Origin of the sequence: Kitasatospora sp. NPDC057595 (assembly GCF_042800875.1) — a bacterium.
Lineage (GTDB): Bacteria > Actinomycetota > Actinomycetes > Streptomycetales > Streptomycetaceae > Kitasatospora.
Genome location: NZ_JBHVGL010000003.1, coordinates 140,918 through 166,636, shown reverse-complemented (window position 1 = coordinate 166,636; position 25,719 = coordinate 140,918). Strand labels below are relative to the sequence as shown.

The window sequence follows — 25,719 nt, the reverse complement described above, 5'->3', positions numbered from 1 at the left end:
AACGGCCCGCCCGGACCACGGGGGTCCGGGCGGGCCGCTTCTCCTGCGGTCAGTTGGCGATGCCGCAGTACTGCTGCTGCTTGCCGATCGCGCGGTAGACGCAGTCGGCCGTCTCCACCAGCCGCAGCACGGCCTCCCGGTTGCGGGAGGTTTCGCGTCCGATCACCTCGTCGGGCGGGTAGAAGCCGCTGGCGCCGTTCGGCCCGGGGTACATCTCGAAGGTGTAGGCGAACACCCGCTGCGCGCCCCACAGCCAGTCGTCGATCGAACCGTCCGTGATGTAGAGGTCGCTCGACTGCTCGGGCGTGTAGCCGTTGGTGGCGGCCATCGAGCGGCCGAGGGTGGCGAAGGTGTTGTACTCGTCGGCGCTCATGCCGGTGGCGGTGTCGGCGGTGGTCCAGCCGAACGGCCAGAGCACCAGCTCGCTGTAGGTGTGGAAGTCGATGGCCGCGGTGATCTGCTGCTTGCCGCCCACCACCCGGCCGCGGACGAAGTCGGCGACCACCTTGGTCTCCTTGGCGGACTCCGGTCCGCTGCCCCGGTAGGTCTCGCTGGAGGTGGAGCCGGAGGAGCCGCCGCAGCAGCCGAACCGGTAGTCCCAGTTGCGGTTGAGGTCGGTGCCGACGTAGCTGCTGCCCGGGTTCGGCTGGCGGTCCTTGCGCCAGCTGCGGTAGCGGCCGGTGGCGATGTCGTACTCGCCGCCGTCCGGGTTGAGGTCCGGGATCACCCAGATCTCCCGGCTGTTGACGGCGTTCGCGATCCGGGGGTCGGAGGCGTACTTGTCGCCGAACTCGTGCAGCAGGTAGAGCGACATCTCGACGGTGAGGTGCTCGCGGGCGTGCTGGTGGGCGGTGAAGAGCACCTCGGGCTCGTCCTCGTCGGTGCCGACGTTGTCGCTGATCTTGACGGCGACGATCGGCCGGCCCTCGTAGGAGGTGCCGATCACCCGCTTGCTCATGATGTCGGGGTGCGCGGCGACGACGGCGTCGATGTCGGCCGAGGCCTCCGCGTAGTTGTGGTAGCCGGAGTCGGCGGACGGGAAGTCGTAAAGCGCCGCGCCGACGCCCTCCAGGCCGGGCTCGGCGCCGTACCGGGGGCCGGGCAGCGGGACGGGCGACCAGCCGAGCGCCCGCAGCCGGGCGACCTCGGCGGGGGTCGCGGTGACCGTCAGCGAGTCGGGCCGGACGGCGTCGACGGAGGCGCCGGTGGCGGCGACGGCGGTGCGCTCGGCGACGGTCCGGGGGCCGTCGAGGCGGTACTGCCGGGCGAAGGTGGCATCGGGGCCCGCGTTCGCGGCGGCCGCGGGGGCCGGCTGCGCGGTGGCCTGGGTGGTGAGCGGGACGGCGAGGGCGAGGGCCAGCAGGACGGCGGTGACCGTGGCGGGCGATCCTCGACGGGGCAGTCGCATGACTGTCCTCCTGTGGGGGTCCGTAGGGACGGAACGGTGGAGGAGGCGGGTGCGGCGCCGCGAGCATGATGGTCCGTCAATGTCATGCAATCGTCAAGGAGTTGGGCGGCCCGAGCGGGGAGACGGTGGTTGAATCCGGTCAGGGGCCGCTGTCAGGCTGGGGAGCCGCACCGTCCGCCGAACCGTCAGGAGAACCGCTGTGCACCGTATTCCGCTCCGCCTCGCCACCGCCGCCACCGCCCTCGCCGCGGTCCTGGCCGCGGCGCCGACGGCCGGCGCCGACGACCGCGGCGGCTGGGAGCCCTGGCCCTCGCCGTCCTTCGACCTGCCGGCCGGCGCCCGCTGCGACTTCCCCGTGCACCTCGAACCCGTCGTCGACCGTGTCGAGCGGCACGTGCTGGCCGCCGACCCCGACGGCACCGTCCGCCGCGTCGCCTACCGGGGCGCCCTGGTCATGCGGCTCACCAACACCCTCACCGGCGCCCACCACGACGCCGACGCCGGCGGCCGCTCCCACGTCGAGTACCGCCCCGACGGCTCGCAGACCTGGCAGGCGCACGGCCCGATCCTGCTCGGCTTCGGCACCGGCGCGGGCAGCCTGCCCCGCGACCTCTACACCGTCGACGGCGTCTACACCGTCGACATCGGCGCCACCGGCTACCGCACCCTCACCCTCCGGCACGGCTCCGCCGACCCCCTCTGCGCCAAGATCGCCTGAGCCGGCCGGGAGCCGTCAGCCACCCCCGAGCCGCACCACCCGCGCCCAGCCGGACAGCGCGCCGGCGGTGTCGCCGTGCAACAGGCGTGCGCGGACGTCGGCGAGGCTCTCCGGGCGGCGGTGCGCGTCGTCGACGGCCTGCAGGCAGGGGAGAGGGGTGCCGGTCAGGGCCATCAGCAGCTCCTCGCGACGGATCTCCGCCGGGGAGTGGTCCAGGGCCGTCAGCACCCCGTCGACCAGGCCGATCCGGTGCCGGGCCCCGCGACAGTCGACGAGGCGTGGCCCGTCGGGGCCGGGACCGGGATCCGGGCTGCCGGCGGCTACCGAGTGGCCGGGTGCCAGGGCCTCGGCGACCAGCGGGTGCAGCCGCTCGGGCCCGATCAGCCCGGCCCGCAGCAGCTCCAGGTCGGGTGGCACGTGGGCCGCCGCGTCCGGGAGCAGCGGAAGCCGCGGCAGGTCGGGCGGCATGGCGTGACCGTCGCCCGTGTCCACCACCAGCTGCCGTCGTGCCCCGAGCCTGACGAGCACGGTGCCGGCCCCGTCGGGGTGCCCGTCGGTCCGGAGCAGGATCCGCGCCTCGGCCACCCACCGTTCGGGGCCGCCGAGGCGGACGGCCAACTCGCCGCTGCGGCGGGCGTCCCACAGGTGCCGGTGCAGGTCGAGCCGGAACCGTCGGCTGGGGTGCGGGTGGGGGTGGGCGTTCGCCCGGCCGGCGGTGCCGTCGCGGACGTCGTGCAGCGCGAGCCCGAACCGCTGCGTGCCGCTCGCCCCGGCGGGAGGTGTGCGCACCACCAGCCGCACGTCACCGTACCGGGCGAGCGGGACGGTCAGCCCGGGGCGCAGCAGCCCGTCGGTCGCGATGCGCGGGAGGTGCCAGCGCAGCAGGTCGGGTGCCAACCCCTGGAGGTCGCCCCGGACCCGGGCGGCGAGTTCGCGCCCGTACCGGCGTGCGGCGGTGCGCAGATCGAGGTCGACCTCGACTCCGGCGGCGGCACACGCCCCCGCCCAGTCCCCGGCGAGCCGCCGGGCCGTCGTCGTCTCGATGACCGAGGCCGGCACGGCGAACTCGCGCACGTGCAGCCAGAAGGAGAGCCGGGAATCCCCGCGCGCGGAGTGCATGACCATCAGCACTCACCTTGCGCGGACGGGACCCCCACTTCGTGAAGAGAAGGAATCATCATCGGCGCGAGCTTAGCGACGTCGGGATCACCGGCGCCACACTTTTTGGCGGCGGCCCTTCCGGCGGCGGCCCGCGAGCGGTGGGCGGGGGCACACCGCTCGCGGGCCGGGTCGGGTTGGGCCGGGGGTCAGTTCACGGAGACCGCCGGGCCGCCGGGCTGGGTGGAGTCGGCCATCGGGCCGTAGGTCGCGGAGAAGTAGCCCTCGCCGGGGCAGAGGCCGGAACCGGCGCTCTTGACGAAGTGCGCGTTGCGGAAGACCAGGGCGTGCGCGGTGTTGTCGGCGTTGCCGGTGAAGGCGCCGCTGAGCTGGTAGGTGCAGGTGAGGGTGCCGAACCAGCTGTTGAGCACGGCCGAGGCCTGGATCGGTCCGGCCGGCCCGGCGGTGAGGGTGACCGGCAGTCCGGCGGAGTCGGCGACCGTCACGCCGTACGCGAGGTTGCCGACCGTGAGGCTCTTGACCGAGGTGACGCCGGTGACGTTGGCCGTGCAGGAGCCGAAGGTGAGGCCGGTCAGGGAGGCGGTGGCGGTGCCCGGCGCGGCGGGGTTGCTCAGGACCTTGGCGGTCAGCGGCGAGGTGCCGCAGAAGACCCCGGTCGAGCCGGTGGTGTCCGAGGAGAAGGTGGCGCGGGTGCCGGCGGCGAGCGGCGCCTGAAGGACGTCGCCGACCGCGACGGCCGTTCCGCCGGCGGTCAGCACGGACCCGGCGGCGGGCGCCGCGGCGGCCGGCAGCGCACCGACGGCCAGGGTGATGGCGGCCGCGGCCAGGGCAAGGCAGGGGTGCAAACGCATGAGGGTGCCTCGTTCTCGGTGGGGGGACGAGCGGGCAGACGGCCGGCGACGCCGAAGGAAGTGGGGCCCGGCGCCCGGCAGTTGACTACGTTGTAGAGCGCTGTCCGCACACCGTCAAGGAGTGGAGCGGCACTTGTTGACAATTCGTCAGCAACGATCGCCCGAGGTCCGGCGTCGACGAGGGAGGTCGGGCGCTACCCGCGTGCTGCGCGGCGGTAGTGGCCGAGGACGTCCTGGCGGAGCAGTTCGCCGAAGCCGGCGGCGTCCAGGCGGAGGGCGAGCTGGGGTTCGGTGAGGTTCAGGGCGGTGGCGGTGGTGGGCAGGTGCCAGTCGTGGGCGGCGAGGCGGTCCAGCAGGTAGCCGCGGCGGATCTGGGGTTCGGGGAGGCGGAAGGTCTTGAGGTAGGCGATGCGGCCGTGCTCGTCGGTGACCGCCTCGCCGATGTGGTTCTCCCGGCGGGGCCGGAACTCCGGCAGGAAGCGGCTGAGGGTGAACCGGCCCAGGCGGTGGACGGTGCGGGCCCGGTAGGCGGTGTCCAGGAGGCCGCCGGCCATGGTGTCGTCGTGGAAGGCGGTCCAGGCGTGCTCCTGCCGGGCGACGGCGGCGCGCAGGTCGGCGACGGAGTTGATCGGGCCGGCCCCGCGCAGGTCGGCCCGGAAGTCCGGGACGGGGGCGGACAGCAGGGCGTAGTGGTGGATCAGCTCGCCGTAGAGGTCCAGCAGCAGGGTGCGGTGCAGGGCGCGGTAGTCGTCGGGGTGCGGGACGACGAAGGCGGCGGCGAGGGCGTCGGCGACGTACACGAGCAGGCCGCACTGGCCGGGGTGGAGCTCGAAGACGCGCAGGGCGTCGGCGAGGCCGCGGACCTGGTCGCCGGAGTAGGCCTCCTCGGCGCGCGGGGACAGGCCGCGCCGCAGGGCCCGGTCGGACCACTGCTCCCAGGCGATGGACGGGCCGCCGAAGTGCAGCGCCAGGTAGCCCTCCAGGGCGAGGTGCAGCGGCAGGAAGCGCAGCCGGGTGCGGCCCTCGCGCTTGGCCAGCCGGCGTGGCACCCGGACCCGGACGCGCTCGGGCGGCGCGGCGGGCAGCGTGCCGGACGGCGTGCCGGACTGCGTGGCGGACGGGGCGGCGGCGGGGTCGAGCCGGGTGCCGTACGCGGCCGCCGGGGTGCCGTCGCGCGTCCAGTCGGCGACGAAGCCGTGCGGGATATAGGAGTGGTAGGTGGCGCGGCGGCCCACCGGGACGGCGGCGTACTCGGCTTCGTACAGCTCCTGGTGCAGCCGCAGGTCGGCGATCGGCTCCGGGCGGACCAGCGGGACCAGGCGCACCCCGCCCCACACCTGGGCGGGCCGGGTGTCGAGGCCGGTGAGGTCGAGACGGAAGGCGGGCGGGCCGGCGGGGAAAGCGGGGCTCATCGGACGGTCCCCTCCGGAGCGGCGGACAGGAAGCGCGCGGTGCGGGCCGCGAGGTGCGCCGTCAGCTCCGCGAGGTCGGTGCGACCCTCGGCGAAGCGGGCGAACTCCACCAGGGCCGGCAGGTCCTCGGCGTCGCGCAGCCCGGCCGTGGGCACCGTCGGGGCGAGCCGGCGCACGTCGAAGCCCTCCGCGTCGTAGACCGGGTTGAGGTGCACGATGCTGGTCCGGTGCTCCGGGTCCAGCCGGGTGCGCCACACCCGCAGCACCTCGGCGGCCAGGCCTGGCGGGGCGTTGTCCCAGCCGTCGGAGACGATCACCAGCCGCTGCGGCGCGGTGTCGAGCGCGTCCAGGATCCGGCGGCCGAGCGGGGTCGGTCCGGACGGGCGGGCGAGCAGCGCGTCGGTGCGCCCGGAGGTCCACAGCGCCGTGTACTCGTCGGCCAGCGCCTCCAGCAGGAAGTGGCAGGCGAGCGCGGCGGCCAGCGGCCGGCGGCGCTTGACGCCCGAGCCGTACGCCGACCAGCTGTCGTCCAGTACGGCGGCGACCCGGCCCCAGCCGCCCCCGGCCGATACACCCCCGGAGGCGCGGGCGGCCCGGCGCGCCGAGCCGCGCAGGGCGTCGGTCAGCTCCGCGCGGCGCGCGATCCGGTCGGTGGGCGGCAGGCCCAGCACGTACGAGGCGAGCCGGGTGAGCGGCATTGCCGCGAGGTCCGCGGCGACGGCGTCGGCCCCGTGGGCACGGGCCGACTCCTGCAGGCGCAGCCGCTCCAGGGTGGTCAGCCGGGGCGCGATCCGCTCCAGGAAGGCGGCCCGCGGGATGCCGTGCCGCTGCGCGAAGGACTCGGCGACGGTGTAGGGGAGCTCGAAGACGGCGGCCTTCTGGTGGTGGGCGCGCCGCCAGGCGTCCAGCAGCGGCGCCCGGTACTTGGCCCGCCGGCCCGGGGCGTACAGGAAGTCGCCGGTCTCCGCCTCGGCGGGCCGCAGGTGGGCGTGGCGCAGCGCCCGCTTGAGCCCGGCGCGGTACTTGACGGCGTCCAGGGTCTGGTCGGGGCGCGCGGCCAGCCAGTCGCGCAGGATGGCGCGGGTGCGGCGGTTGTTGACCCTGGCCCGGCGCAGCTCGCCGATCAGCCGGTAGACCCGCTGCGGCGGCAGCAGTTCCAGCCGGCGGGCGATCAGCCGGCCCTCGGTGCGCCGCTGCTCCTCGGTGGCCTCCCGGGAGGTCTCCAGCAGCCGGCGGACGATCAGGGCGGCGTTGTGGTCGTTGATGTCGAGGGCGAGCGCGGCGGCGTACGGGCCCCGGTAGTTGACGCACATGTACGTGTGCAGGAAGTCCAGCGAGAGCTGCTGCTCGGCGGCCCCGCTGTGGAACTCGCGCTGGCCGGTGCCGGTGATCGCGGCGTTGACGAACAGCAGCACGTCCTCGGCGGCGACCAGGTCGCCGTACGTCTCCACCGCCCCGTCCCCTTCCGTCCGCGCGGTCCCGTCCGCGCGGTCCCGCCCGCGCGGTTCCGTGATGGATGCCGGCCGGGGAATGGGGGCACGAACTGCGAATCATCGCTGTAGAGGCACGTTTCGGAAGTCGCACCGGAGTCCCGCGGCCGGCCGGACGACCCTAACACCGGCCGGCCGTCGCGGGACACCGGATTTTCGCCGGCGGCCGCCGGCGAAAACGGCAGGTCAGGCGGGTGCGCCGCGCAGTTCCAGGGTGCAGCACTTCACGCTGCCGCCCGCCTTGAGCAGCTCGGTGACGTCGATCCCGATCGGCTCGAAGCCCCGCGCGCGCAGCCGGGCCGCCAGCCCGACCGCGGCCTCCGGCAGGACCACCCGGCGGCCGTCCGAGACGGCGTTCAGGCCGAAGACGGCGGCGTCCTCGTCCGAGGCGAGCACGGCGTCCGGGTACAGCGCGGCGAGCGTGGCGCGGCTCTCCGGCGAGAACGCGGCCGGGTAGTACATGATCTCGTCGTCGTCGAGCACCGCGAGCGCGGTGTCCAGGTGGTAGTAGCGCGGGTCGACCAGCTCCAGGGTGACCACCGGGCGGCCGAGCACGCGCTGCGCTTCGGCGTGCGCCCGGCGGTCGGTGCGAAAGCCCGTCCCGGCCAGCAGCCGCTCCCCGACCAGCAGGTAGTCGCCCTCGCCCTCGTTGGTGAACTCGGCCTGCACCACCGTGCGGTAGCCGCGCGAGTCGAACCACTCCCGGTACGCCGGGGCCTCCTCTGCCCGCTCGGCGTGCCGGAACCGGGCCACCAGGGCGGTGCCGTCGACGACGGTGGCGCCGTTGGCCGCGAACACCATGTCGGGCAGGCCGGGGACGGGTTCGATCAGCTCGACGGTGTGGCCGAGGTCCCGGAAGAGCGTGTACAGCTGCTCCCACTGGGCGACGGCGCGGGCGGCGTCGGTCGGCTTCGCCGGCTCCATCCACGGGTTGATCGAGTAGTCGACCGTGAAGTGGGTCGGACGGCACATCAGGTAGTGGCGGGGGCGGGCGGTACGGGACACGGGCGGTCGTCTTCCTTCCGGCGGGGTGATGCGGAGGGGCGGTGGTGCGCGGTCGGCGCGGTGGCGCTCTCCGGCAGCCCCGAGCGTGCCGGGCGAGGCGATCGTGGACATGGCCGTGGCGTGCACGGGTGTCGGACGGCGGAGGTCCAGCGGGGGCGGCCGACGCCCCGCCCGTCGCCGGACACGCGGGCAGGAACGTACCTGCAACGGCACCGCGCCCCGGCGGGGTGCACTGGCCCGGCAGGTCATGCCGTCGTGGAGGAGGTCGTCGTATGGGGACGGAGACGGGAACGAGGGCGGCGGGGGCCGGTCCGGTCCGGGTGCTGGACGTCGCCGGCCCGGACTACCGCCGGGCCTTCGAGCTGTTCCTCGCGGGCACCGACGAGAAGCCGCTCACCCACGCCCGGCTGGGCGAGGTCGTCGCCGGGCTGGACCACCGCCGGATGCTGCTGGACGTGGGCGCCGGCGAGGGGCGCACCACCGCGTACCTGGCGCAGTACTTCGAGCGCACGGTGGCCGTCGAACCCAGCGCGGCGATGCGCGAGAAGCTGCGGCTGGCCTGCCCGGACGCGCTCGTGCTGCCCGAGCCGGTCGGCGCGGCCGAGCCGCCCGGGCCGGCGGACCTGGTGCACCTCTCCCACGTGCTGTACTACGTGCCGCCGCGGGACTGGCTGCCGACGGTGCGCCGGGTGCTGGACTGGGTGGCGCCCGGCGGGACGCTGCTGGTGGTGCTCCAGAACCCGGAGAGCCCCTGCATGCGGATGGCCGCGCACTTCACGGGCGCGCGCTACGACCTGCGGCCGCTGGCCGAGCAGCTGGCGGCCCAGGACCGGGCCTGGGAGACGGCCCAGGACGCGGCCCAGGACGCCGAGCGGCCCGCCGCGGAGTACGCGTACGCGCTCGAAGCCCTCGACCTGCACTACCGCACCGACCGCCTGGACGAGGCGGTGGACGTCGCCGAGTTCATGGTCAACGTGGCCGACCTGGCCGTCATGGACCCGCTGCCCGACCGCGCCGACCTGGCCGCCTACGTCCGGCGCCACTTCACCCGGCCGGACGGCGGCTACGCCATCGGCCACACCCAGGACATGCTGACGGTCCGCCGCGCCCCGCGCTGACGGGGGCGGCGGAGGGGCCGGGCGGGCCGGGCGGGCCGGGCGGGTCGGGCGGGCCGGGCGGGTCGGGCGGGCCGGGCGGGTCGGGCGCCGTCAGGCCCAGGGCAGCGCGGAGCGGGTGCGCCAGTACTCCTCGGCCGGCTCGGCGAGCGCCGCGAGGCCGGCCAGGCCGGCGGCGTCCACGGTGAGCCCGACGGCCTCCAGGTTGGAGGCCAGCTGGCCGGTGGTGGCGGCGCCGGAGAGCACCACGTCCGCCCAGGGTTGCGCGGCGACGGCGGCCAGCGCGAGGGCGTCGCAGGACGCGCCGGTGCGGGCCGCGAGCGTGCGCAGCGCCGCGGTGTCGGGGCCGGTGGCGTTGCGGTCGGCGAGCCGGCCGTTGGCCATGGCCTCCTTGACCACCACCAGCCACCCGGCCTGCTGGGCCTCGGCGAGGGCGGGGCCGGCGGAGGGCTCCAGCAGGTTCCAGGTGGACTGCACGGCGGCGAACAGCGGCCGCCCGTCGACCGTCACCTCCAGGGCCGCCCGCACCGCCGCGGCCTGCGCCGGGCCGCTGGTGGACAGGCCCACCCGGACGCCCTCGGCGGCCAGCGCGGCGAGCCCGGCGTGCAGCGCGGGATCGGTGAGGGCGGGGCTGTCCGGCGTGACCGAGTGCACCAGGTAGACGTCCGGGAGGCCGCCGAGCATCGCCCGGGTCTCCTCGATCTGACGCTCGAACACCGCCGTCGAGTGCTCCTTGACCTCGTGCACCGGTACGCCGGAGGCCCGCCAGTCGGCGGTGTAGGTGTAGCCCCACTTGCTGCCGACCGTCACCTCCCGCGCCGCCTGCGGCCGGGCGGCGAGCCAGCCGCCGAGGAACTCCTCCGCGCGCCCGTAGGAGCGGGCGGTGTCGAAGTAGCGCACCCCGGCGGCGAAGGCGGCGTCGAGCAGGGTGTGGGTGCGCTGGCGCAGGGCGTCGACGGTGCGGTCGGCGGGCAGGTCGAGGTCGCGGCCGAGCGTGATGTAGCCGGGCCGTCCGACGGCCGCGGTGCCCAGCCCGAACCGCGCGATCGACGGTTCGGCGGCTTCGGCGGCGGGGGCGGTCGGCATGGCGGGCTCCTCTGAGACGGGTGCGAGTGCGGGCGCGGGTGCGGGGAACGGGACGCACGGTCCGCGTGCCCTTTTGCACCCTATCCACCGGGCCGTCCCTGACCTGCGCCGACGCCCTGTCGGCGGCCCTGGCCGGTGATCTAGGCTCCTGAGCCGACAGAATGATCGTCTTCACGGGGAGGCACGGCCATGAGCTACCGGATCGAACGGATCGGGCTGGAGGACTGGGAGCGGCTGAGAGAGGTGCGTCTCGCGCAACTGCTCGACACGCCCATGGCCTTCCTGGAGACCCACGAGACGGCGCTCGCCCACGGCGACGAGGAGTGGCAGGCCCGGGTCCGCCGGGTGAACGAGCCCGGCAGCGTCGGTCTGGTCGCCGTCACCGGGACGCCGGGGGAGTGGGTCGGTACGATGATCGGCTTCACCCCCGAGCCCGATGCGGCGCTGCTGGTCGGCGTCTGGGTCGCCCCGGAGCACCGCGGTCGCGAGCGCGGGGTGACGGACCTGCTGCTGGACGCCGTCGTCGCCTGGGCGCGCGACGAGGCAGGGGCGCGGCGCCTGCTGCTCACCGTCCACGAGGACAACGGCCGGGCCGCCGCCTTCTACCGCCGCCGCGGCTTCGCCTTCACCGGCACCACCAAGCCGTACCCGCTCGACCCGGCCGCCCGCGAGCTGGAGATGGCCCTCCCGCTGGACTGACGGGCCCGCACCTCAGCAGGGCTCACGCCTCGGCCGCGCTCACTCCTCGGTCGTGCTCCAGCGGTCGAGCGTCCGGTACTTGTCGTCGTAGGTCAGCCAGGTGCCGTCGCCGAGCGGGCGCACATAGCTGTCGACGGGACCGTCGGGATAGTCGACCCTGCCCCGTATCTCCAGGGTGCGGGCGTCCAGCAGCCAGTGCCGTGCGCGGTCCGTGTCGTAGTCGGAGTCGAGCGTGGAGGCGATGACGGTGTCGGCGTCGACGAAGCCGCAGCCGTGGTCCCAGCAGGGCGGGTCCTCGTCCTCGCCCTGCTCGGGCTCCCGCTCGGCGAGCACGGTGCCGTCCAGTGCGTGCAGCCGCACGTCCGCGCCGCCGTGCTCGACCGTCAGGAACCCCGGGTGGCCCGGGTGGACGTCCGCCAGGATGCGGTCCAGCTCCTGGCTGACGTCCCAGCTGCTGAGCTCCGCGCCGTCCCGGCGCGCCCAGTGGAGCAGGACGCCGTCCTGGCCCATGCCGATGCCCAGGCCGACGTGGGCGCCGTCCGGGTGGGAGAGCTGGAACGAGCCGGAGGAGTCGCTCTGCAGGGGCAGCCGGGCCAACTCCCCGCCGTCCTCTGCGTCCAGGACCACCCAGTGCTCCCGGCAGTGCTGCGCCGCCGACACCGAGGCGATGTGCGCCCAGACCAGCCGGCCGTCGTCGGAGACCAGGCAGGACCCGTGCGCGCGGGCGGGGCAGGGCTCCCGCTCGTCGGCGGTGCGGGGGTGGTTGCTCCCGCATCCCCAGCAGGTGTGCGGGTGCTCCCAGAGCGTCGACCCGTCCCGGGCCACGGCCCGCACGGCGCGCTGGCCGGCGAACACCGCGAACGATCCGTCGGGACTCACCGACTGCCCGCCGTCCTCCCACCCTGGTCGGGGCACCGGGAAGACCCCGGCCGGCGCGGGATCCCCGGCGAGCAGCCGGTCGAGGTCGTACACCTCCAACTCCCGCCCGCGCCGCAGCAGCGCGCGGCGCGGCCCGTTGCCGCGGCGCTCCAGGGCGAAGCCGTTGACCAGCGCGGCGCCGTCCGGCAGCTCCACCGAGGCGCGCAGATGTGCGGTGATCGACACCGCGGTGATCGACATGCCTCGACGTTACCGCGCAGCACTGACAGGGGCGTCGGCCGCCGGGTACGCCGAGGCGAAGGTGAACGCCCGCGGGGAGGGCCCGTTCGCCCGCAGGTCCGCCAGCCGCTCCAGCGCCTCCTCGACGCCCGGCCGGTGCCCGGCAGGGACCCACCAGAGCACCAGGTGCGCCTGGACGTGCCGCTCGAACCACTCGCGCCGCCGCCGAACCGCCTCCAGGTGCCCGCTGCGGTAGGTGAAGTCCCAGAGGGCCTCCGGGCTCTCCCACACCGACAGGTTGACGATGACGTCCTCGCCCGCCGGACGCAGTCCGGTGGCGTCCGCGGCGCCGTCCCCCACCAGCCGCCAGACGAAGCCGGGCGCGCCGTCGGCGGCGGTGTTGACCGGGTCCAGCAGGTCGACGAACGGTGCGATCCGCGGGTCGTCGAGCGGGTGGCTGAGCGTGGCGACGTTGAGCTGGGCGAGGTGGGCGGTGGGCACGGCGGGCGCGGGTGCGGGCGTGGGCGCGGTCATGTCCCGCATTCCAGCACGGCCCCGATTTCTATGTCAATCAGCATTGTTTTTAGAAACCTCGACGATCACGCAGCACTCGCCGGGGCGGGCGTCCATCCGGGCGCGCAGCGGGCCGCCCGTGCCGATCAGCCCCTCCAGCAGGGCCAGGTTCATGCCGCAGACCAGTGGCGGGAAGTGCTCGGCGACGGTGTGGAACGGGCAGTTGCGCATCCGCAGGACCTCAGGGCCCGCGTCCCCGACCTGCTCCAGGTACGGCTCGTAGCCGCGGGCGGCCAGCAGTTCCACCGCCCCGGCGAGGCCGTCGCAGGGGCCCGCCGCGGTGCGCAGGGCCTCGCCCCGCCGGCGCGCGGCCGCGCCGAGCCCGGAGTCCAGCCCGGCCTCCTCGGCGGCCTCGGCGAGCAGTTCGGCGGCGGTGCGGTAGTCGCGCGCGGGCAGTGACACCGTCCGCTCCGCCCGCGCCCGGGTGTACACCTTGGCGGGCCGGCCCGCCCCCGGGCCCGAACGGCCGGTGAGCCGGCGGCTGCCGGTCTCCAGCAGTCCGGCCTCGGCCAGCCGGTCCAGGTGGTGCGCGGCGAGCGTGCGCGCCACTCCGGCCGCCTCGGCCGCCTCGTTGCGGCCGATCTCGCGACCCTGGGCCGCCACGTACTCGTACAGGCGGCGGCGTACCGGGTCCTGCAGCAGCGCGATCGCGTCGATGTCCTCCATCCGGCCATTCTAAGAACGACGCGGATAGGTCATAGAGCGGCCGCCGCTCAGGTGTAGTGGCCCCCGGTGACCTCCGGCAGCGGGTCCTCGACCGGGTCCAGCAGCCGGGGGCCGTCGTTGCGCACGCTGTTGACCGTCGTGGCCACCGGGCGCACCAGCAGCTCACCGGTCGGGGCGTGCAGCAGGTCACGCACCTCGCCCGGGTCGGTGACGGACGGGTTCAGCCACTCGTCCAGCGCGTCGCGGGCGAGGGTGACCGGCATCCGGTCGTGGATCCGGCCGGCCGCGTCGGTCGCCTCGGTGGTCAGCACGGTGCAGGTGACCAGCCAGGCGGCCGGGTCGTCGTCGTGCTCCACCGCGCGGTCGCGCCAGAACTCGTAGAGCCCCGCCATCAGCAGCAGACCGCCGTCGGGCCGGTGCAGGTAGTACGGCTGCTTGTACGCCTTGCGCCCCTCGGCCGCCGGGACCGGCCGCCACTCGAAGTAGCCGTCGGCGGGCACCACGCACCGCCGCTCCTTGAACGCCTTGCGGAACGCGGGCTTCTCGTGCGCCGTCTCCACCCGCGCGTTGATCATCCGCGCCCCGGAGCCGGGATCCTTGGACCAGGACGGCACCAGCCCCCACCGCAGCGACCGCACCTGCCGGGTGAGCTCCCCGGTCTCCCGGTCGACCCGTTCCAGCACGCTCGGGACCTGGTCGGTCGGCGCCACGTTCCAGGACGGTGCCGACGCCTCCGTCGCCGGCCACACCGACGCGCGCAGCAGGTCCGCCAGATCGGACGGGGTGGTGGTGGAGACGAAGCGACCGCACATGCGCCCCATCCTGCCCCCTGGCCCCACCGCCCGTCACGCGTCCCTGCCCTCCCGCGGTTCCCGTCGCTCCTCCCGCGGTTCCCGCCGCTGGGGTCAGAACGGTTCGAAGCCCGGCGGGACGGGGCCGATCCCCTCCTCGGCGGCGAGTTCCTCCAGGTCCTCCGGTTCGAGGAACTCCAGCGCGGCGGGGTCGATGCCGTGGTCCCGGTCCAGCTCGGAGAGCTCCCGGACGAACGCGAGGACGAAGTCCGTGAACGAGCCGTCGAAGGTCTCGCAGCCCTCCTCGTGGACCATGGTGACGACCTTCCACCGGTCCGGATCGGGGTCGCACGGCAGGAAGAAGTGCTCGTGGCCGCTCTGGTCGAACCCCCAGGAGATCAGCCCGCCGGGCTCGGGGTGGAACGGGTAGGGGAGGTGCCGCGCGTCGCCGCGCTCCAGCGCCCTGCGCCGGCGCTCGGAGAACGTCCAGTGGATCCCGGCCATCCGGACCGCCAGTGGGATCGACCCCTCCGGATGGAAGACGAGGAGTTCGCCGGAGACGGCGCCGCTGCCGTACTCGTCCAGGAACGCCTTGAAGTCCCCGGGCAGCGCCCGGCCGACGTACCGCTCGACCCCGGCCCACCCGTCCGCTCCGGCCGGTCGGTGCGGACGGGTGGGGGCGCCCAGCAGCGCCCGCAGGGCTTCCAGCGAGGACATGGGCTGCTCCCGGGGTGGTCGCGTGGACGGGATCCGAGCGGCAACCCTACGACGTACCACCGACGGTGGGCGCTCAGGCCGGGATCAGGGCGTCCCACTGGTCGCGGGTCGGGCCGTCGTGCGTCGGGGCGAACCCGGGGCGGGCGGCCAGCCAGGCGGTGACGTGGCGGTCGACCTCGTCCGTGCCGTAGGCGTCGTCGGCCGGTCGCAGCAGGTGGCGGACCTGGGCGCGGGCCCGCATGACGACGGGGTCGTCGAAGGCGCAGGCGGCCAGTGCGGCGGCGCGGCGGTCCGGGAGCGGCGCGTCGTCGGTGAGGCGCTGCTCGTTGGCCCGGTCGGCCGTCACCTGCGCGTCGTACCACGGGCGCAGGGCCTCGGCGGTCCAGGCGTGGTAGCCGGCGGGGTCGACGGCGATCCGGTCGGCGTGGGTGGCGAGGTACTGGGCGGCGCGCAGACCGAGGGCCACGCCGTGGCCCAGGGTGGGGTTGGTGTGCATGAGGCTGTCACCCGCGTTGACCAGGCCCATGACGACGGGGCCGGCGTCGTCGACGAGGGAGGTCCAGCGGTTGTCCAGGCCGGCCATCGCCAGGACGGGGGACTGCGGTTCGGGGGCCAGGTCGAGCCAGGCGGCGGTGGCGGGGAAGCGACGGGCGGCGGCCTCGAACACGGCGGGGTCGGTGAGCGCGCCGCGGGTCGGATCGCCGGTGGAGAGCACCAGGTTCACCGCGAAGGTGTCGTTGTCGGAGGGGAAGACGCCGGCGAGCGCGAACGGCGCGGCCGAGCCGGGCCGCACCCGGCCGGGGTCGCGCGGGCCCTCGGCGCGCAGCCGGTACCAGCGGCACAGATAGGCGATCCCGGCGCGGTGGCTCTCGACCACGGGCGGGCGGCAGCCGGCCGCGACCAGCCAGCGGGGGACGGGCGAGCGGCGCCCGGCCGCGTCGACGACGAGGTCCGCGGCGTGCGCTCCGGCATCCGTCCGCACGCCGGTGACCCGGGGCGGACGGCCCGCTTCGACGGTGAGGCCGCGCACCCGGCGGCCCCGCCGCACCTCGACGCCGGCCTCCCGTCGGACGGCCGCCGCCAGGGCCGCCTCCAGCACGATCCGGCGGGTGCGCAGGGTCACCAGCTCCTCGTCCCCGTCCCGGTGCGGCGGATGCTCGTCGAACCAGTCGAAGTCGTGGTACTCCTGGGCCCCGCGCGCCAGCAGGTCGGCGTGGACGTCGGGGGCCTCGGCGCGCAGCACGGTGCGCACGGGGGCGAGGAACGAGTGCGGCTGGACGGCCTGCGGCACCCGCGGCCGGTCCCAGTGGTGGAAGTCCTCGTGCGGGTCGTCCCCGGCCTCGCGGGTGTCCTGTTCGAACACCGTGACCGTGTGGCCCCGCCGCCCGAGCATCAGTGCCGTCCCCAGCCCGCTGATGCCCGCGCCCATCACCGCAACCCGCGCCACAAGCTCTCCTTCGCGTCGTGTTGCGAAATGATCTTAGCGTGATCGGATCGCCCGATCGGCCGCCGGGCCCGGGGGTTGACCACCCCTTGACCAGGCCTTTTATCTGAATGATCATCAGATCCACCCTGGTCGCGATCAGCGTAAAGACCTTGATCGGCTTTCGGAGCGACACCTAGGGTGTCCCACATGATGGACTCGTACGCGGATCCGGGTGCTCCCGATCACCGGAGCGCGGCGCGCTACCTGTGGTGGCTGACGGCCAGTCAGCGCCGGAGGGTCGTGGGCGGAGCGGCGCTGGGCACCTGCTGGATGGTCTGCCTGATGCTCCCGCCGTACCTCATGGCGCGGGCGATCGACGACGGTCTCCAACCGGGGAACACCGGTGTCCTGGTCGGCTGGGTGGCGGCACTGGTCGGCGTCGCGGCGCTCAACGCCTGGCTGGGCATCATGCGCCACCGCACCATGACGCGGGTCCGGATGGACGCCACCTTCCGGACGGTCAAGGTCGTGGTCGCGCACGTCACCCGGCTGGGGGCCGAACTGCCCCGCAGGGTCTCGGTCGGCGAGGTGGTCAACATCGGGACCGGCGACGTCGCGCGGATCAGCCAGACCCTGACGATCACCGGCCCGGGCGTCGGCGCCGTCGTCGCGTACCTCGCCGCGGCCGCGCTGCTGCTTCCGGTCTCCGCCCTGCTCGCGGCCGTCGTCCTGCTCGGCGTACCGCTGCTCGCCGTCCTGGTCGGGCCGCTGTTGGAGCGGCTCCAGGGCGCGGAGGCGCAGTACCGCGAGCGGCAGGGCGTGCTGACCGCCAGGATCGGGGACATCGTCGGCGGCCTGCGCGTCCTCAACGGCATCGGCGGCAAGGAACTGCTGGCCGGCCGCTACCGCGACGGCTCGCGGGGGCTGCGCGCCGAGGGCTACCGGGTCGGCGCCGTGACCAGCTGGATCCAGGCACTCGCGGTCGGGCTGCCCGCCCTCTTCCTCGCCCTGGTGACCTGGCTGGCCGCCCGGATGGCCGCCGAGGGAACCATCACGGTCGGCACCCTGGTCGCCGTCTACGGCTACGTCGCCGTCCTGGTGGTGCCGGTCGCCGGCTTCATCGAGAGCGGGTACGACCTCACCCGGGGACTGGTGGCCGCCGGGCGGGTGGTCCGCCTGCTCGACCTGGCACCCGCCGTCCAGGACGCCGCGACCCTCCGCCCGGCCCCCGAGGGCCCCGCGGCCCTGTACGACCCCGACAGCGGTGTGGAACTGGCCCCGGGACGGCTGACCGCGATCGTCGGCGCCCGCCCGGCCGAGTCCGCGGCCGTGGTGGACCGGCTCGGCCGGTACGGCGAGTCCGCCGCCACCTGGGGCGGCGTTCCGCTCGCGGAGGTCACGACGGCCGCGGTCCGCCGCCGGATCGTGGTGGCGGACAACGAGGCCGACCTCTTCGCCGGCCCGCTGCGGACGGTGGTCGGGGGCCGCTCGGAGCACACCGACGCGGCCATCGCCCGGGCCGTGCGGGACGCCGCCGCGCAGGACGTCGTGCAGGCCCTGCCCGAGGGCCTCGACACGGCCGTCGAAGCCGGGGGCGGCAACCTCTCCGGCGGGCAGCGCCAGCGGCTGCGCCTGGCGCGCGCCCTGCTGGCCGACCCGGAGGTGCTGTTGCTGGTCGAGCCCACCTCGGCGGTGGACGCCCACACCGAGGCGGCCATGGCGGCCGGGCTGCGCCGGGCGCGGGCCGGGCGCACCACCGCGCTCACCTCGACCTCCCCCGTCCTGCTGGAGCAGGCCGACACCGTCTGCTACCTCGCCGACGGCCGCCTGGTGGCCGCCGGTCCGCACCGGGGGCTGCTCGCCTCGCAGCCCGGCTACCGCGCGCTGGTGGCCCGCGGCGACGGCGAGCCGGCCGCGCCCGCCGCCACGGCGTCCAGTGCCACCGGGCCCGCCGCTGCCGAGCCCCTGGCCACCGGAACCACGCTCCCCGAGGAGGTTGTGCGATGACCGCTCCGACACCACCGGGCGGCGGAGGTCTCCCGGTCGCCGGGGCCCCCGAGGTCCGCCGGGCCGCCGTGCGCCTGGTGCGCCAGGACGGCCGGGCGGTCGTCGCGATGCTGGCCCTCAACGGGCTCGCGGCGATCGCCGGGCTGGGCGGCCCCTGGCTGCTCGGCCGGATCATCGACGACGTCCGGACCGGGTCCGGGACCGGCCACGTCGACCGGCTGGCCCTGGGCATCCTCGGCTTCGCGCTGGCGCAGCTGCTGCTGGGCCGCTTCGCCCGGTACACCGCGTACCGCTTCGGCGAACGGACCCTGGCCCGGATCCGCGAGCGCTTCGTCGAGCGGGTGCTCGCCCTGCCCGCCCCGGTGGGCGAGCGCGCGGGCGCCGGTGACCTGATGACACGCGGCACCGCCGACGTCGCCACCGTCGGCACCACCCTGCGCGACGCCGGACCCGAGGTGTCGGTCGCGCTTGTCCAGGTCGTCCTCATCCTGGCCGCCATGCTCGCGGTCAGCCCGCTGCTGGGTGCCTTCGGGGTGCTCTGCCTGTCCGGGATCTGGTTCGCCACCCGCTGGTACCTGCGCCGCGCCCACGCCGGCTACCTCGCCGAGGGCGCCGCCACCTCGGAGGTCGCCGAGGTGCTCGGCTCCACCGCCGCCGGAGCCCGGACGGTCGAGGCGCTGGGCCTGGAGGAGCGCCGGATCGCCGCCGCCGCCGAGGCGATCGAGCGCTGCCGGGTCACCCGTACCCACACGCTCCAGCTGCGCAGCGTGCTGTTCCCGGTGGTCGAGTTCTCGTACATCGCGCCGGTCGCGGGCATCCTGCTGATCGGCGGAGCCCTGCGCGGCACCGGCGCGGTGAGCGTCGGCGCGGTGGTCGCCTGCGCCCTCTACTTCTGGAAGCTCGCCGAGCCGCTGGACAAGGTCCTGCTCTGGGTCGACCAACTCCAGCGCGGCAACGCCTCCTTCGCCAGGGTGGAGGGCATCGGACGGATCGAGGCGCCGGTCGCGGCCGGCGGCGGGCGGCCCGCCGACGACCGGATCGACGTGGTCGGCGCCCGGTACGCCTACCAGGGGGAGCGGGACGTCCTGCACGGCGTCGACCTGACGGTCCGCCCGGGCGAGCGGCTGGCGGTGGTCGGCCCCTCCGGCGCCGGAAAGTCCACCCTGGGCCGGCTGCTGGCCGGAGCGGACGCGCCGCGCGCCGGCCGGGTCACGGTGGGCGGGGTGCCGGTCGCCGAGCTGGAGCCGGCGCTGCTGCGCCGCCACGTCGTGCTGGTCTCCCAGGAGCACCACGTCTTCCTCGGCACCGTCGGGGACAACCTGCGGATCGCCGCGCCCGACGCCACCGACCAGGAGCTGCGCGCGGTGCTGGCCGCCGTCGACGTCGACTGGGTGGACGGGCTGCCGGGCGGGCTGGACACCGGACTCGGCCCCGGCGGATACCGCCCGGACGCCCAGCAGGCCCAGCAACTCGCCCTGGCCCGGGTGGTCCTGGCCGATCCGCACACGGTGATCCTGGACGAGGCGACCTCCCTGCTCGACCCGACCACGGCCCGGCACACCGAGCGCTCGCTCGCGGCCGTGCTCAAGGGCCGGACCGTGATCGCCATCGCCCACCGCCTGCACACCGCCCACGACGCCGACCGGGTCGCGGTCATGGACGGCGGCCGGGTGACCGAACTGGGCAGCCACGCCGAGCTGTTGGCGGCCGACGGCGGCTACGCGGCGCTCTGGAGGTCCTGGCACGGCGCCTGACCGCAGGGCGGCCGTGCGCACCCGTGGTCCGCTCACTTCCTGGTGGGCCGGTCGTGGCCGGCCTTCTGCTCCAGCTTCTTCTTCTTCGTCTCCTCGATCTCCTGGACCTCCCAGGGGCCGGAGACGACGGACGGCGCCTCGCCGGAGATCACGGAGGCCAGGGGCTGTCCGGTCCGGTCGTGGACGGTGACGACGTCGGTCAGCTGCCAGAAGAGGTTGAGCTCCGGGTACTGGCCGAGGTTGATGTACGTGCTGGAGACGAAGGAGGTCGACTGGGTGGAGACGGTGAGTTGCTGGGTGGTGGTGGAGGACTCGCTCAGCGAGGCGGAGACGGAGGCGCTGAACGGTCCCCAGCCGGCGCTCGCGCTCACGCCGACCGAGGCGTTGGTGGTGTCGGACTCCGAACTGCTGTCCTGCTTCCCCTGGGTGACGGTGTAGCTCACGGTCCGGCTCTCCCCGGGGGCGAGGCTGTACGACTCGCCGGTGCAGTGCCAGAACTGCTCACGGGTGACGGACGCGCCGAGGCCGGTCTGGTCGTCCCCCGGCACGGTCACCGGCGTGCGGGTCGTGGCGCCGTGCTGGACGGGACCGGTGGCCACCAGGACGCTGGGGCCGTCCTGCGGGATGAGCACGTCGGCGGTGGGCTCGGGGACCGGTCCGATGTTGTTGGGGTCCAGCAGGTCGGATCCGGAGAAGGTCATGGTGCTCTTGCCCGGCAGGTTCCGCAGGACGGCGGCGAAGGCACCGGAGTAGTGGGACTTGGCCAGCCAGTAGCCGTCCGCCCAGCAGTCCCCGCTGATCACCACGCTGCCGCCGTCGGGCTCCAGCACGAGCCCGGGCACGCCCGCGGTCCAGCGCCCGTTGACGGGCCCGCACAGGTCGCCGGACTGGTCGAGGTAGAAGAGGTCGAGCGGGATCGAGAGGTCGTTGATCACGAGGACCTCGGCCCGGGACTTCTTCGGGGGCGAGGCGAGGGTCCCGTCGAGGGCCGCCTGGTAGGTCTCGGTCATGCGCATGGTGGGCTCCGATCGCCTGCCGCGCGTCCGCGCGCGGAGCGGGGTCGGTCAGAATTCGGGCTCGTCGGTCAGGTAGTAGACCCGAGGACCGCGCTCGGTGTGGACCAGGGCCAGCGGACCCTGCGTGGCCACCTTGGCGGCCGCCGGAAGGCCGAGGTCGGCGGTCAGGTCCCACCACAGCCGGTCCTCCTGCGGCCCCCGCCACAGCGCGAGGTGGTTGTCCTCGGCCACGTAGGACACCCAGGGGCGGCCGTCGCCGGCCACCGCGGACGCCACGGAGCTGTTGGCGGCCACCACCGGACGGGATCCGTCCCCGGTCGCGCGGATCTCCTGGCTCCGCCATCCGCCCACCCGGCCCGCCCAGAACGGTTCGGAAGCCCGGTTCCACAGCGCGACGCCCGCCAGGCCCTGGGAGCTCGCCGCGGCCGCCAGCGGGCTGCCCGCCTTGGCCTGCCTGACGCTCAGCGGGGTGAGGCTCTGCCACCTCCAGCCGCGTTCGTCCCCGAAGCCCACCAGTTCGACGACGTTGTCCTCGCGGTCGGCGTAGTAGACGCGCCGGCTGTCGCTGCCCCAGCCCACGGCGGACAGTCCGCTGATCGGGGACGCGGCGGGCAGGCCGACGTATTTCGTGAGATCGGTGAACCTGCCGGCCACCCCGTACTCCTCCACCTCGGTGAGGTGGTCGTCGGCGTCGAAGTAGTAGCCGAAACGGCCCCTCCCGTTGTGCAGCGCGGTCAGCGGGCTCCACTCCGGGACCCGGGGGAGCGCGGGATTGGCGCCCCAGGTCCAACTGCCGGTGAACTTCATGACGACGAGTTGGCCGGTCTCGTCCGCGTAGTGGACCATCATCGTCCCGGACCGCATCCCGCCGGTCGCCAGCGGGCTGTTCCAGGCGGCCGCGGGCGTCCCCTCGGTGCTGGTGAAGTTGTGGTAGGTCCAGCCGTCCCCGTCGGTCGCGAACTCGCCGACGGCGCCGTCGGTGTTCGCGTAGTAGACCCGCCGGCTGTCGGTACCCCAGCCGGTCGCCGCGAAGCCGCCGGTCAGGGAGGGGAAGGGGGCGGGCCGGAGGATGCCGGGGCCCACCTCCTTCCCGGCGGCGATGTTGAGGTTGGTCCACCCGAACGAGCCGTCCGGTTTCCGGGCCACCTCGATGACCGCCGTGTAGCCTCCGCCCGGGGTCACACCCAGGGGGCGGGCACGCGTTGTCGTCATGACGGCCTCCGGCTTCCGGTGGACGCCGCCGCGCCCGGAGCGCGGCCCGTGCCTGCACGCTGCGGGAGCGCCGGTCGGGGCGCTCCGGCCGCCGGCCGCACCGAGACGAGCTCGGGCACGTCCGGTGCGTCGACGCGCCGCGCGGAAGTGCCCGGCTTCCCGGCGTCCAGCGCATCGACGTCGACCGGCCCCCAGACGACCGTCGGGCCCTTGGCGGAGACGACCGACGACAGCGGCGTCCCCGTCGCGTCGAACACCGTGAGGACGTCCGTGAGCTGCCAGAACAGGCACAGCCGTCCGTGGGCGGTGTCGTTGCTGTACTGGTTGGAGGTGAAGCTCGTCGTCTGGGTGGACACGGTGACCTGCTGGGTCCTGGTCGAGGACTTGCTCAGGGAGGCGTTGACGGAGGCGCTGAACGGGCCCCAGCCGGCGCTCGCGCTCGCGCTGACCGACGCCGTCACCGTCCTGGTGTCCGAGGAGTTCGACTGCATCCCCTGTGTCTGGGTGTGGTTGACGGCCTTCTCCTCACCCGCCGCGAGACTGTACGACTCCGGCAGGCGCTGCCAGAACTGCTCGCGGGTGACGGGATTGCCGTTCGGCAGCGTGCCCGCGCCCACCAGGATCCTCGGCCCGTTCGGGGGGACGATCACGGACCTGGTCGGCACCGGGGTCTCCCCGACGTCGTCCGGATCCCTCAGGTCCCGGCCGGTGAGGGTCACCGCGGCGTTGTCCTCCGCGGCGCACCAGACCGCCGCGAAGGCGCCCGAGTAGCCGGCTTTGGCGACGAAGTAGTACGTGCGGTCGATGTTCGTCCAGGTCGCGTTCGCCCCGGGGTCCAGGACCTGGCCCGGGTAGCCGGGGGCGAGCCTGCGGGTCCGCGGGTTGCGGCCGTACAGCAGGCCGTCGAGGCCGACCCAGTACACCAGCAGGTGCACCGGGGTGCCGTTGGTGACCGTCATGGTGGTCCGGTTGCCGTTGTCCACGGACACGAGCGTGCCGTTCACGGCGTCCCGGTACGTGTCGTCCGTCTGCATGGGTCGCTCCTTCGCGCGTACGGCCCGCGGGCCGCGCCGCCGCCTACTCCTCGCTGGTGTAGTAGACACGCGGGCCGGTGGTGCGGATGGCGGCGAGCGGGCTGGGGACGCCGGTGGCGACGTCGGGGAGGTCCAGCTCGGCGCCCAGGTCGCGGGAGCTCCACCGGGCCCCGGACCCGCGCAGTTCGATCAGGTGGTGATCACCCGCGCCCGCGCCGTCACCCGGGTCGACGGCGCCCAGGTAGAACACCTGGACCGCCCGGCCGTCGGCCTCCGGCACGGCGGCCAGGGAACTCGCCGCGGCCGCGGCGGGCGCCCCCGTGCCCCGATCGGCTTCCGCCCCGGCGTGGTTGACCTCCCACCCGCGACCGTTGAACCCCACCTCGACCACCATCCGGTCCACGTCCAGGTAGTAGAGCCGCGGATGACCGTCGGCGCAGAGCACGACCGCCTGCTGACCGCCCGCCGCCGCGACCGGCGCCCCGTACGCGGACAGGCGGCGCACCCGCCACTCCTCGCCGCCCTCGGGCCGCTTCTTGGTGCCCGCGACGACCGTGTGCTCCAGTTGGACCGGGCGGTTGTCCTCGTCCAGGAAGAACACGAGGCGGGAGTCGGTCCCGTGGCCGACGGCGGCGAGTCGGCTGAGCGCGGAGGGGGCCGGACACCCCTCGACACCGGAGGTCACGTCATGGACCGACCAGCCCTCCTCGCCGAGCCAGGACACCTCGACCAGCCGGCCCGGCGTGTCCATGTAGTAGGCGTACTCGCCCCGTTCGGTGGTGACCGCGGCCAGCGGGCTGATCGGGGAACCGCGCGGGGCCTCGTCGCACGCCGCGTAGGTCCACTCCGCTCCCCGTTCCGCCAGCCGCACCGGACGCAGGCCCTCCTCGCCCTGCCCGCCGTCGAGGTAGTAGACCCGCAGCTCCCCGATCCGGCCCGTCACCGCCACCGCGCCGCCCGCGTGGGCGGCCGGGGCGCCGGTCTCCCTGGTGAGGACGCGGTACCCGGTCCAGCGTCCGTCCGGCGACGACGGTTCGTACGCCGTGCCGACCACACCCCGGTCCTGCTCCTGGTAGTGGACGCGCCGCCGGTCGTCCTCCGAACCCGCGGCCGCCAGACCGCTGCCCGCGAGCGGCAACGGACTGACCTGCCGCCACTCCGGCCCGGTGCCGGACCCGGGGGAACCGGCCGGGCGCCGCTCGGAGAAGTTGATGTCGGAGTACCCCCACGTCCCGTCCTGCTGGGCCACCTCGATGATGCTGTAGACCTTCTCGGCCTGCCTTCTCACGTCCCCGTCCCTTCCGTCGGCACAGGTGCGGTCACCGACTCGCTGCCGCAGGTGCATGCAACTGCCCTCATGTCACTTCCAGGGTGCGCCCGTCCGGTGGCCGACGCATCCGCAGGGCCCTCGACTGGCTGCGCGGAGCGAGGAGTTGACGTTCTGGCCGGTCGCTCCGGCGTCGAGATGCGGGCGCCCGCCACCGGTGCGTAGATGGAAGGAGGAGCCTGTCGGCCCCTCGGCCGGCGAGGCGTGCAGGCGTCGCGAGGTGAGGTGGACGATGCCTCTGCCACAGATGATCATCGACCGGTACGCGCGACTGAGGGAGTGGTACGCCCGGAACGCCCAGGTGGCCGACGTGTTGTACCCGAAACCGGCGAGCCTGGAGAACGTCAGGATCCTCTGTTTCGGCCCGGATGCCGCCGTCAACCTCGGCCAGGCGAACTACGCCCTGTACCTGCCGGACAGGCCCCGCGGCCGGATGCAGGCGCAGAGCATCCAGAAGTGCATGAACGACTACAACGAGACCTACGGCCCTCCTCCGGAATACCCGATGCCGGAGTACCTGCTGTACGAGCCGGGCTCGCAGTCGGACCCGCCTTCAGGGGCACCGCCACGGTTCCACCTGCCCGTGATCCTGGTGAGGTGCCCGCCGAGCTGGCTGGACGACCTCCAGGACGCCGAGGTCAACTTCCGTTCGGCGATGGTCCCGTTGCACGAGATGGGTCATGCGTTGCTGGGGCTGGCGGATCCGAAGCACCAGGGCGAGCCCTTCGCCTACTGGATCGAGGTGCGGACGATCCTGCGCTTCGTCGAGACCACCGTCCCCAGTAACGGGAGCTACGCGAACCCGCTCGTGGGCATCACGACCACGGCCCAGGCCATCGCCAACTACATCGTCGGGCGCGCCGAGCAGTTCGGGCTGGCCGTGACGCCGGACGAACGGGAGGTCCGCTCCACGGGCCTCCCGGACACCATCGACCGGATCGCGGCCACCCTGCAGGCGGCGGGCCTGCCGGAGTTCAGCGTCACCGCGCTCAACCAGCAGGCCGCGCGCCTGCGGCAGCTGAAGCCGTCGGTGACGGCCGACCGTCGCTGACCGTCGCGGCGGCGCGTTGCTCGGCGGCCGGGGTGGGGGCGAAAACAAGCACGCGTGATTGCTTTCTCTCGCGCGGAGTGTCAACCTGCTGACCGACGGCGAACGTTGGGCCACCTGTGGGGGTAGGCGTGCACGTGGGGTCGC

At 74.6% G+C, this 25,719-nt stretch carries 23 protein-coding genes; 6 read left to right on the top strand and 17 right to left on the bottom strand.

What is annotated here, in order from left to right; translation table 11 throughout:
• Positions 1-49: 49 nt before the first annotated feature.
• On the bottom strand, positions 50-1,408 hold the full coding sequence (locus ACFU9E_RS06980) for a M14 family metallopeptidase (RefSeq protein ID WP_380689636.1): 1,359 nt from the start codon (positions 1,406-1,408) through the stop codon (positions 50-52).
• A gap of 199 nt (positions 1,409-1,607) precedes the next feature.
• On the opposite strand from ACFU9E_RS06980, the gene ACFU9E_RS06975 reads away from it, so the two are divergent.
• Positions 1,608-2,126, top strand: coding sequence for a hypothetical protein (locus ACFU9E_RS06975; protein ID WP_380689634.1), 519 nt, complete (start codon positions 1,608-1,610; stop codon positions 2,124-2,126).
• Positions 2,127-2,141: 15 nt separating this feature from the next.
• Here ACFU9E_RS06975 and ACFU9E_RS06970 read toward each other — a convergent pair whose 3' ends face one another.
• The 5 genes from ACFU9E_RS06970 to ddaH form a co-directional block, all read right to left on the bottom strand.
• Positions 2,142-3,251 (bottom strand): hypothetical protein, encoded by a 1,110-nt coding sequence (locus ACFU9E_RS06970; protein ID WP_380689632.1) that lies wholly within the window; start codon positions 3,249-3,251, stop codon positions 2,142-2,144.
• Between the two features lie 182 nt (positions 3,252-3,433).
• Complete coding sequence (locus tag ACFU9E_RS06965; RefSeq protein WP_380680940.1) at positions 3,434-4,096, bottom strand: Tat pathway signal sequence domain protein; 663 nt, start codon at positions 4,094-4,096, stop codon at positions 3,434-3,436.
• A gap of 194 nt (positions 4,097-4,290) precedes the next feature.
• Positions 4,291-5,508, bottom strand: coding sequence for a hypothetical protein (locus tag ACFU9E_RS06960; RefSeq protein WP_380680943.1), 1,218 nt, complete (start codon positions 5,506-5,508; stop codon positions 4,291-4,293).
• Entirely contained in the window at positions 5,505-6,959 is a 1,455-nt protein-coding gene (locus ACFU9E_RS06955; RefSeq protein WP_380680946.1) for a hypothetical protein, read from the bottom strand. Before ACFU9E_RS06955 ends, ACFU9E_RS06960 begins: the two co-directional genes overlap by 4 nt.
• A gap of 225 nt (positions 6,960-7,184) precedes the next feature.
• Complete coding sequence (gene ddaH, locus ACFU9E_RS06950) at positions 7,185-8,003, bottom strand: dimethylargininase (protein WP_380680949.1); 819 nt, start codon at positions 8,001-8,003, stop codon at positions 7,185-7,187.
• A 272-nt stretch (positions 8,004-8,275) separates the two neighbouring features.
• Between ddaH and ACFU9E_RS06945 the strand changes: the two genes are divergently transcribed.
• Entirely contained in the window at positions 8,276-9,121 is an 846-nt protein-coding gene (locus ACFU9E_RS06945; RefSeq protein WP_380680952.1) for a class I SAM-dependent methyltransferase, read from the top strand.
• A 90-nt stretch (positions 9,122-9,211) separates the two neighbouring features.
• Here ACFU9E_RS06945 and ACFU9E_RS06940 read toward each other — a convergent pair whose 3' ends face one another.
• Positions 9,212-10,204, bottom strand: a complete 993-nt coding sequence (locus tag ACFU9E_RS06940) for an aldo/keto reductase (protein ID WP_380680955.1) — start codon at positions 10,202-10,204, stop codon at positions 9,212-9,214.
• A 189-nt stretch (positions 10,205-10,393) separates the two neighbouring features.
• On the opposite strand from ACFU9E_RS06940, the gene ACFU9E_RS06935 reads away from it, so the two are divergent.
• A complete protein-coding gene (locus ACFU9E_RS06935) occupies positions 10,394-10,903 on the top strand; it encodes a GNAT family N-acetyltransferase (RefSeq protein WP_380680958.1) in 510 nt (169 codons plus the stop codon).
• A 39-nt stretch (positions 10,904-10,942) separates the two neighbouring features.
• On the opposite strand, the gene ACFU9E_RS06930 is transcribed toward ACFU9E_RS06935, so the two are convergent.
• The 6 genes from ACFU9E_RS06930 to ACFU9E_RS06905 form a co-directional block, all read right to left on the bottom strand.
• On the bottom strand, positions 10,943-12,022 hold the full coding sequence (locus ACFU9E_RS06930) for a hypothetical protein (protein ID WP_380680960.1): 1,080 nt from the start codon (positions 12,020-12,022) through the stop codon (positions 10,943-10,945).
• 9 nt (positions 12,023-12,031) lie between these two features.
• Positions 12,032-12,535 (bottom strand): DUF3291 domain-containing protein, encoded by a 504-nt coding sequence (locus tag ACFU9E_RS06925; protein ID WP_380680963.1) that lies wholly within the window; start codon positions 12,533-12,535, stop codon positions 12,032-12,034.
• 33 nt (positions 12,536-12,568) lie between these two features.
• Positions 12,569-13,240 carry a helix-turn-helix transcriptional regulator gene (locus tag ACFU9E_RS06920; protein ID WP_380680966.1) on the bottom strand — a complete coding sequence of 224 codons (672 nt, stop codon included), beginning with the start codon at positions 13,238-13,240 and terminating at the stop codon, positions 12,569-12,571.
• 47 nt (positions 13,241-13,287) lie between these two features.
• Entirely contained in the window at positions 13,288-14,052 is a 765-nt protein-coding gene (locus ACFU9E_RS06915; RefSeq protein ID WP_380680969.1) for an SOS response-associated peptidase, read from the bottom strand.
• A gap of 93 nt (positions 14,053-14,145) precedes the next feature.
• Positions 14,146-14,748, bottom strand: coding sequence for a hypothetical protein (locus ACFU9E_RS06910; RefSeq protein ID WP_380680972.1), 603 nt, complete (start codon positions 14,746-14,748; stop codon positions 14,146-14,148).
• 73 nt (positions 14,749-14,821) lie between these two features.
• Entirely contained in the window at positions 14,822-16,195 is a 1,374-nt protein-coding gene (locus ACFU9E_RS06905; protein WP_380680975.1) for an FAD-dependent oxidoreductase, read from the bottom strand.
• A gap of 186 nt (positions 16,196-16,381) precedes the next feature.
• Between ACFU9E_RS06905 and ACFU9E_RS06900 the strand changes: the two genes are divergently transcribed.
• Positions 16,382-18,181 (top strand): ABC transporter transmembrane domain-containing protein, encoded by a 1,800-nt coding sequence (locus ACFU9E_RS06900; protein ID WP_380680978.1) that lies wholly within the window; start codon positions 16,382-16,384, stop codon positions 18,179-18,181.
• Positions 18,178-19,935 carry an ABC transporter ATP-binding protein gene (locus ACFU9E_RS06895; RefSeq protein ID WP_380680981.1) on the top strand — a complete coding sequence of 586 codons (1,758 nt, stop codon included), beginning with the start codon at positions 18,178-18,180 and terminating at the stop codon, positions 19,933-19,935. Before ACFU9E_RS06900 ends, ACFU9E_RS06895 begins: the two co-directional genes overlap by 4 nt.
• 32 nt (positions 19,936-19,967) lie before the next feature.
• Here the strand turns inward: ACFU9E_RS06895 and ACFU9E_RS06890 are convergent, their stop codons facing one another.
• From ACFU9E_RS06890 to ACFU9E_RS06875, 4 genes are read right to left on the bottom strand one after another with little or no spacing between them, the layout of a single operon-like run.
• Positions 19,968-20,951 (bottom strand): hypothetical protein, encoded by a 984-nt coding sequence (locus tag ACFU9E_RS06890; protein ID WP_380680984.1) that lies wholly within the window; start codon positions 20,949-20,951, stop codon positions 19,968-19,970.
• 48 nt (positions 20,952-20,999) lie between these two features.
• Positions 21,000-22,163, bottom strand: a complete 1,164-nt coding sequence (locus ACFU9E_RS06885) for a hypothetical protein (protein WP_380680987.1) — start codon at positions 22,161-22,163, stop codon at positions 21,000-21,002.
• A complete protein-coding gene (locus ACFU9E_RS06880; RefSeq protein ID WP_380680990.1) occupies positions 22,160-23,197 on the bottom strand; it encodes a hypothetical protein in 1,038 nt (345 codons plus the stop codon). Before ACFU9E_RS06880 ends, ACFU9E_RS06885 begins: the two co-directional genes overlap by 4 nt.
• Positions 23,198-23,240: 43 nt before the next feature.
• Positions 23,241-24,485: a hypothetical protein gene (locus tag ACFU9E_RS06875; protein ID WP_380680993.1), complete on the bottom strand. Its 1,245-nt coding sequence runs from the start codon at positions 24,483-24,485 to the stop codon at positions 23,241-23,243.
• Between the two features lie 271 nt (positions 24,486-24,756).
• Between ACFU9E_RS06875 and ACFU9E_RS06870 the strand changes: the two genes are divergently transcribed.
• Complete coding sequence (locus tag ACFU9E_RS06870) at positions 24,757-25,575, top strand: hypothetical protein (RefSeq protein ID WP_380680996.1); 819 nt, start codon at positions 24,757-24,759, stop codon at positions 25,573-25,575.
• Positions 25,576-25,719 lie beyond the last annotated feature (144 nt).

What these genes read in the sequence shown, in the direction of transcription:
- ACFU9E_RS06980 (WP_380689636.1), bottom strand. Translation starts at nt 1,408, where the DNA reads ATGCGACTGCCCCGTCGAGGATCGCCCGCCACGGTCACCGCCGTCCTG.
- ACFU9E_RS06970 (WP_380689632.1), bottom strand. Translation starts at nt 3,251, where the DNA reads ATGGTCATGCACTCCGCGCGCGGGGATTCCCGGCTCTCCTTCTGGCTG.
- ACFU9E_RS06965 (WP_380680940.1), bottom strand. Translation starts at nt 4,096, where the DNA reads ATGCGTTTGCACCCCTGCCTTGCCCTGGCCGCGGCCGCCATCACCCTG.
- ACFU9E_RS06960 (WP_380680943.1), bottom strand. Translation starts at nt 5,508, where the DNA reads ATGAGCCCCGCTTTCCCCGCCGGCCCGCCCGCCTTCCGTCTCGACCTC.
- ACFU9E_RS06945 (WP_380680952.1), top strand. Translation starts at nt 8,276, where the DNA reads ATGGGGACGGAGACGGGAACGAGGGCGGCGGGGGCCGGTCCGGTCCGG.
- ACFU9E_RS06940 (WP_380680955.1), bottom strand. Translation starts at nt 10,204, where the DNA reads ATGCCGACCGCCCCCGCCGCCGAAGCCGCCGAACCGTCGATCGCGCGG.
- ACFU9E_RS06935 (WP_380680958.1), top strand. Translation starts at nt 10,394, where the DNA reads ATGAGCTACCGGATCGAACGGATCGGGCTGGAGGACTGGGAGCGGCTG.
- ACFU9E_RS06930 (WP_380680960.1), bottom strand. Translation starts at nt 12,022, where the DNA reads ATGTCGATCACCGCGGTGTCGATCACCGCACATCTGCGCGCCTCGGTG.
- ACFU9E_RS06925 (WP_380680963.1), bottom strand. Translation starts at nt 12,535, where the DNA reads ATGACCGCGCCCACGCCCGCACCCGCGCCCGCCGTGCCCACCGCCCAC.
- ACFU9E_RS06920 (WP_380680966.1), bottom strand. Translation starts at nt 13,240, where the DNA reads ATGGAGGACATCGACGCGATCGCGCTGCTGCAGGACCCGGTACGCCGC.
- ACFU9E_RS06915 (WP_380680969.1), bottom strand. Translation starts at nt 14,052, where the DNA reads ATGTGCGGTCGCTTCGTCTCCACCACCACCCCGTCCGATCTGGCGGAC.
- ACFU9E_RS06910 (WP_380680972.1), bottom strand. Translation starts at nt 14,748, where the DNA reads ATGTCCTCGCTGGAAGCCCTGCGGGCGCTGCTGGGCGCCCCCACCCGT.
- ACFU9E_RS06900 (WP_380680978.1), top strand. Translation starts at nt 16,382, where the DNA reads ATGATGGACTCGTACGCGGATCCGGGTGCTCCCGATCACCGGAGCGCG.
- ACFU9E_RS06895 (WP_380680981.1), top strand. Translation starts at nt 18,178, where the DNA reads ATGACCGCTCCGACACCACCGGGCGGCGGAGGTCTCCCGGTCGCCGGG.
- ACFU9E_RS06890 (WP_380680984.1), bottom strand. Translation starts at nt 20,951, where the DNA reads ATGCGCATGACCGAGACCTACCAGGCGGCCCTCGACGGGACCCTCGCC.
- ACFU9E_RS06885 (WP_380680987.1), bottom strand. Translation starts at nt 22,163, where the DNA reads ATGACGACAACGCGTGCCCGCCCCCTGGGTGTGACCCCGGGCGGAGGC.
- ACFU9E_RS06880 (WP_380680990.1), bottom strand. Translation starts at nt 23,197, where the DNA reads ATGCAGACGGACGACACGTACCGGGACGCCGTGAACGGCACGCTCGTG.
- ACFU9E_RS06870 (WP_380680996.1), top strand. Translation starts at nt 24,757, where the DNA reads ATGCCTCTGCCACAGATGATCATCGACCGGTACGCGCGACTGAGGGAG.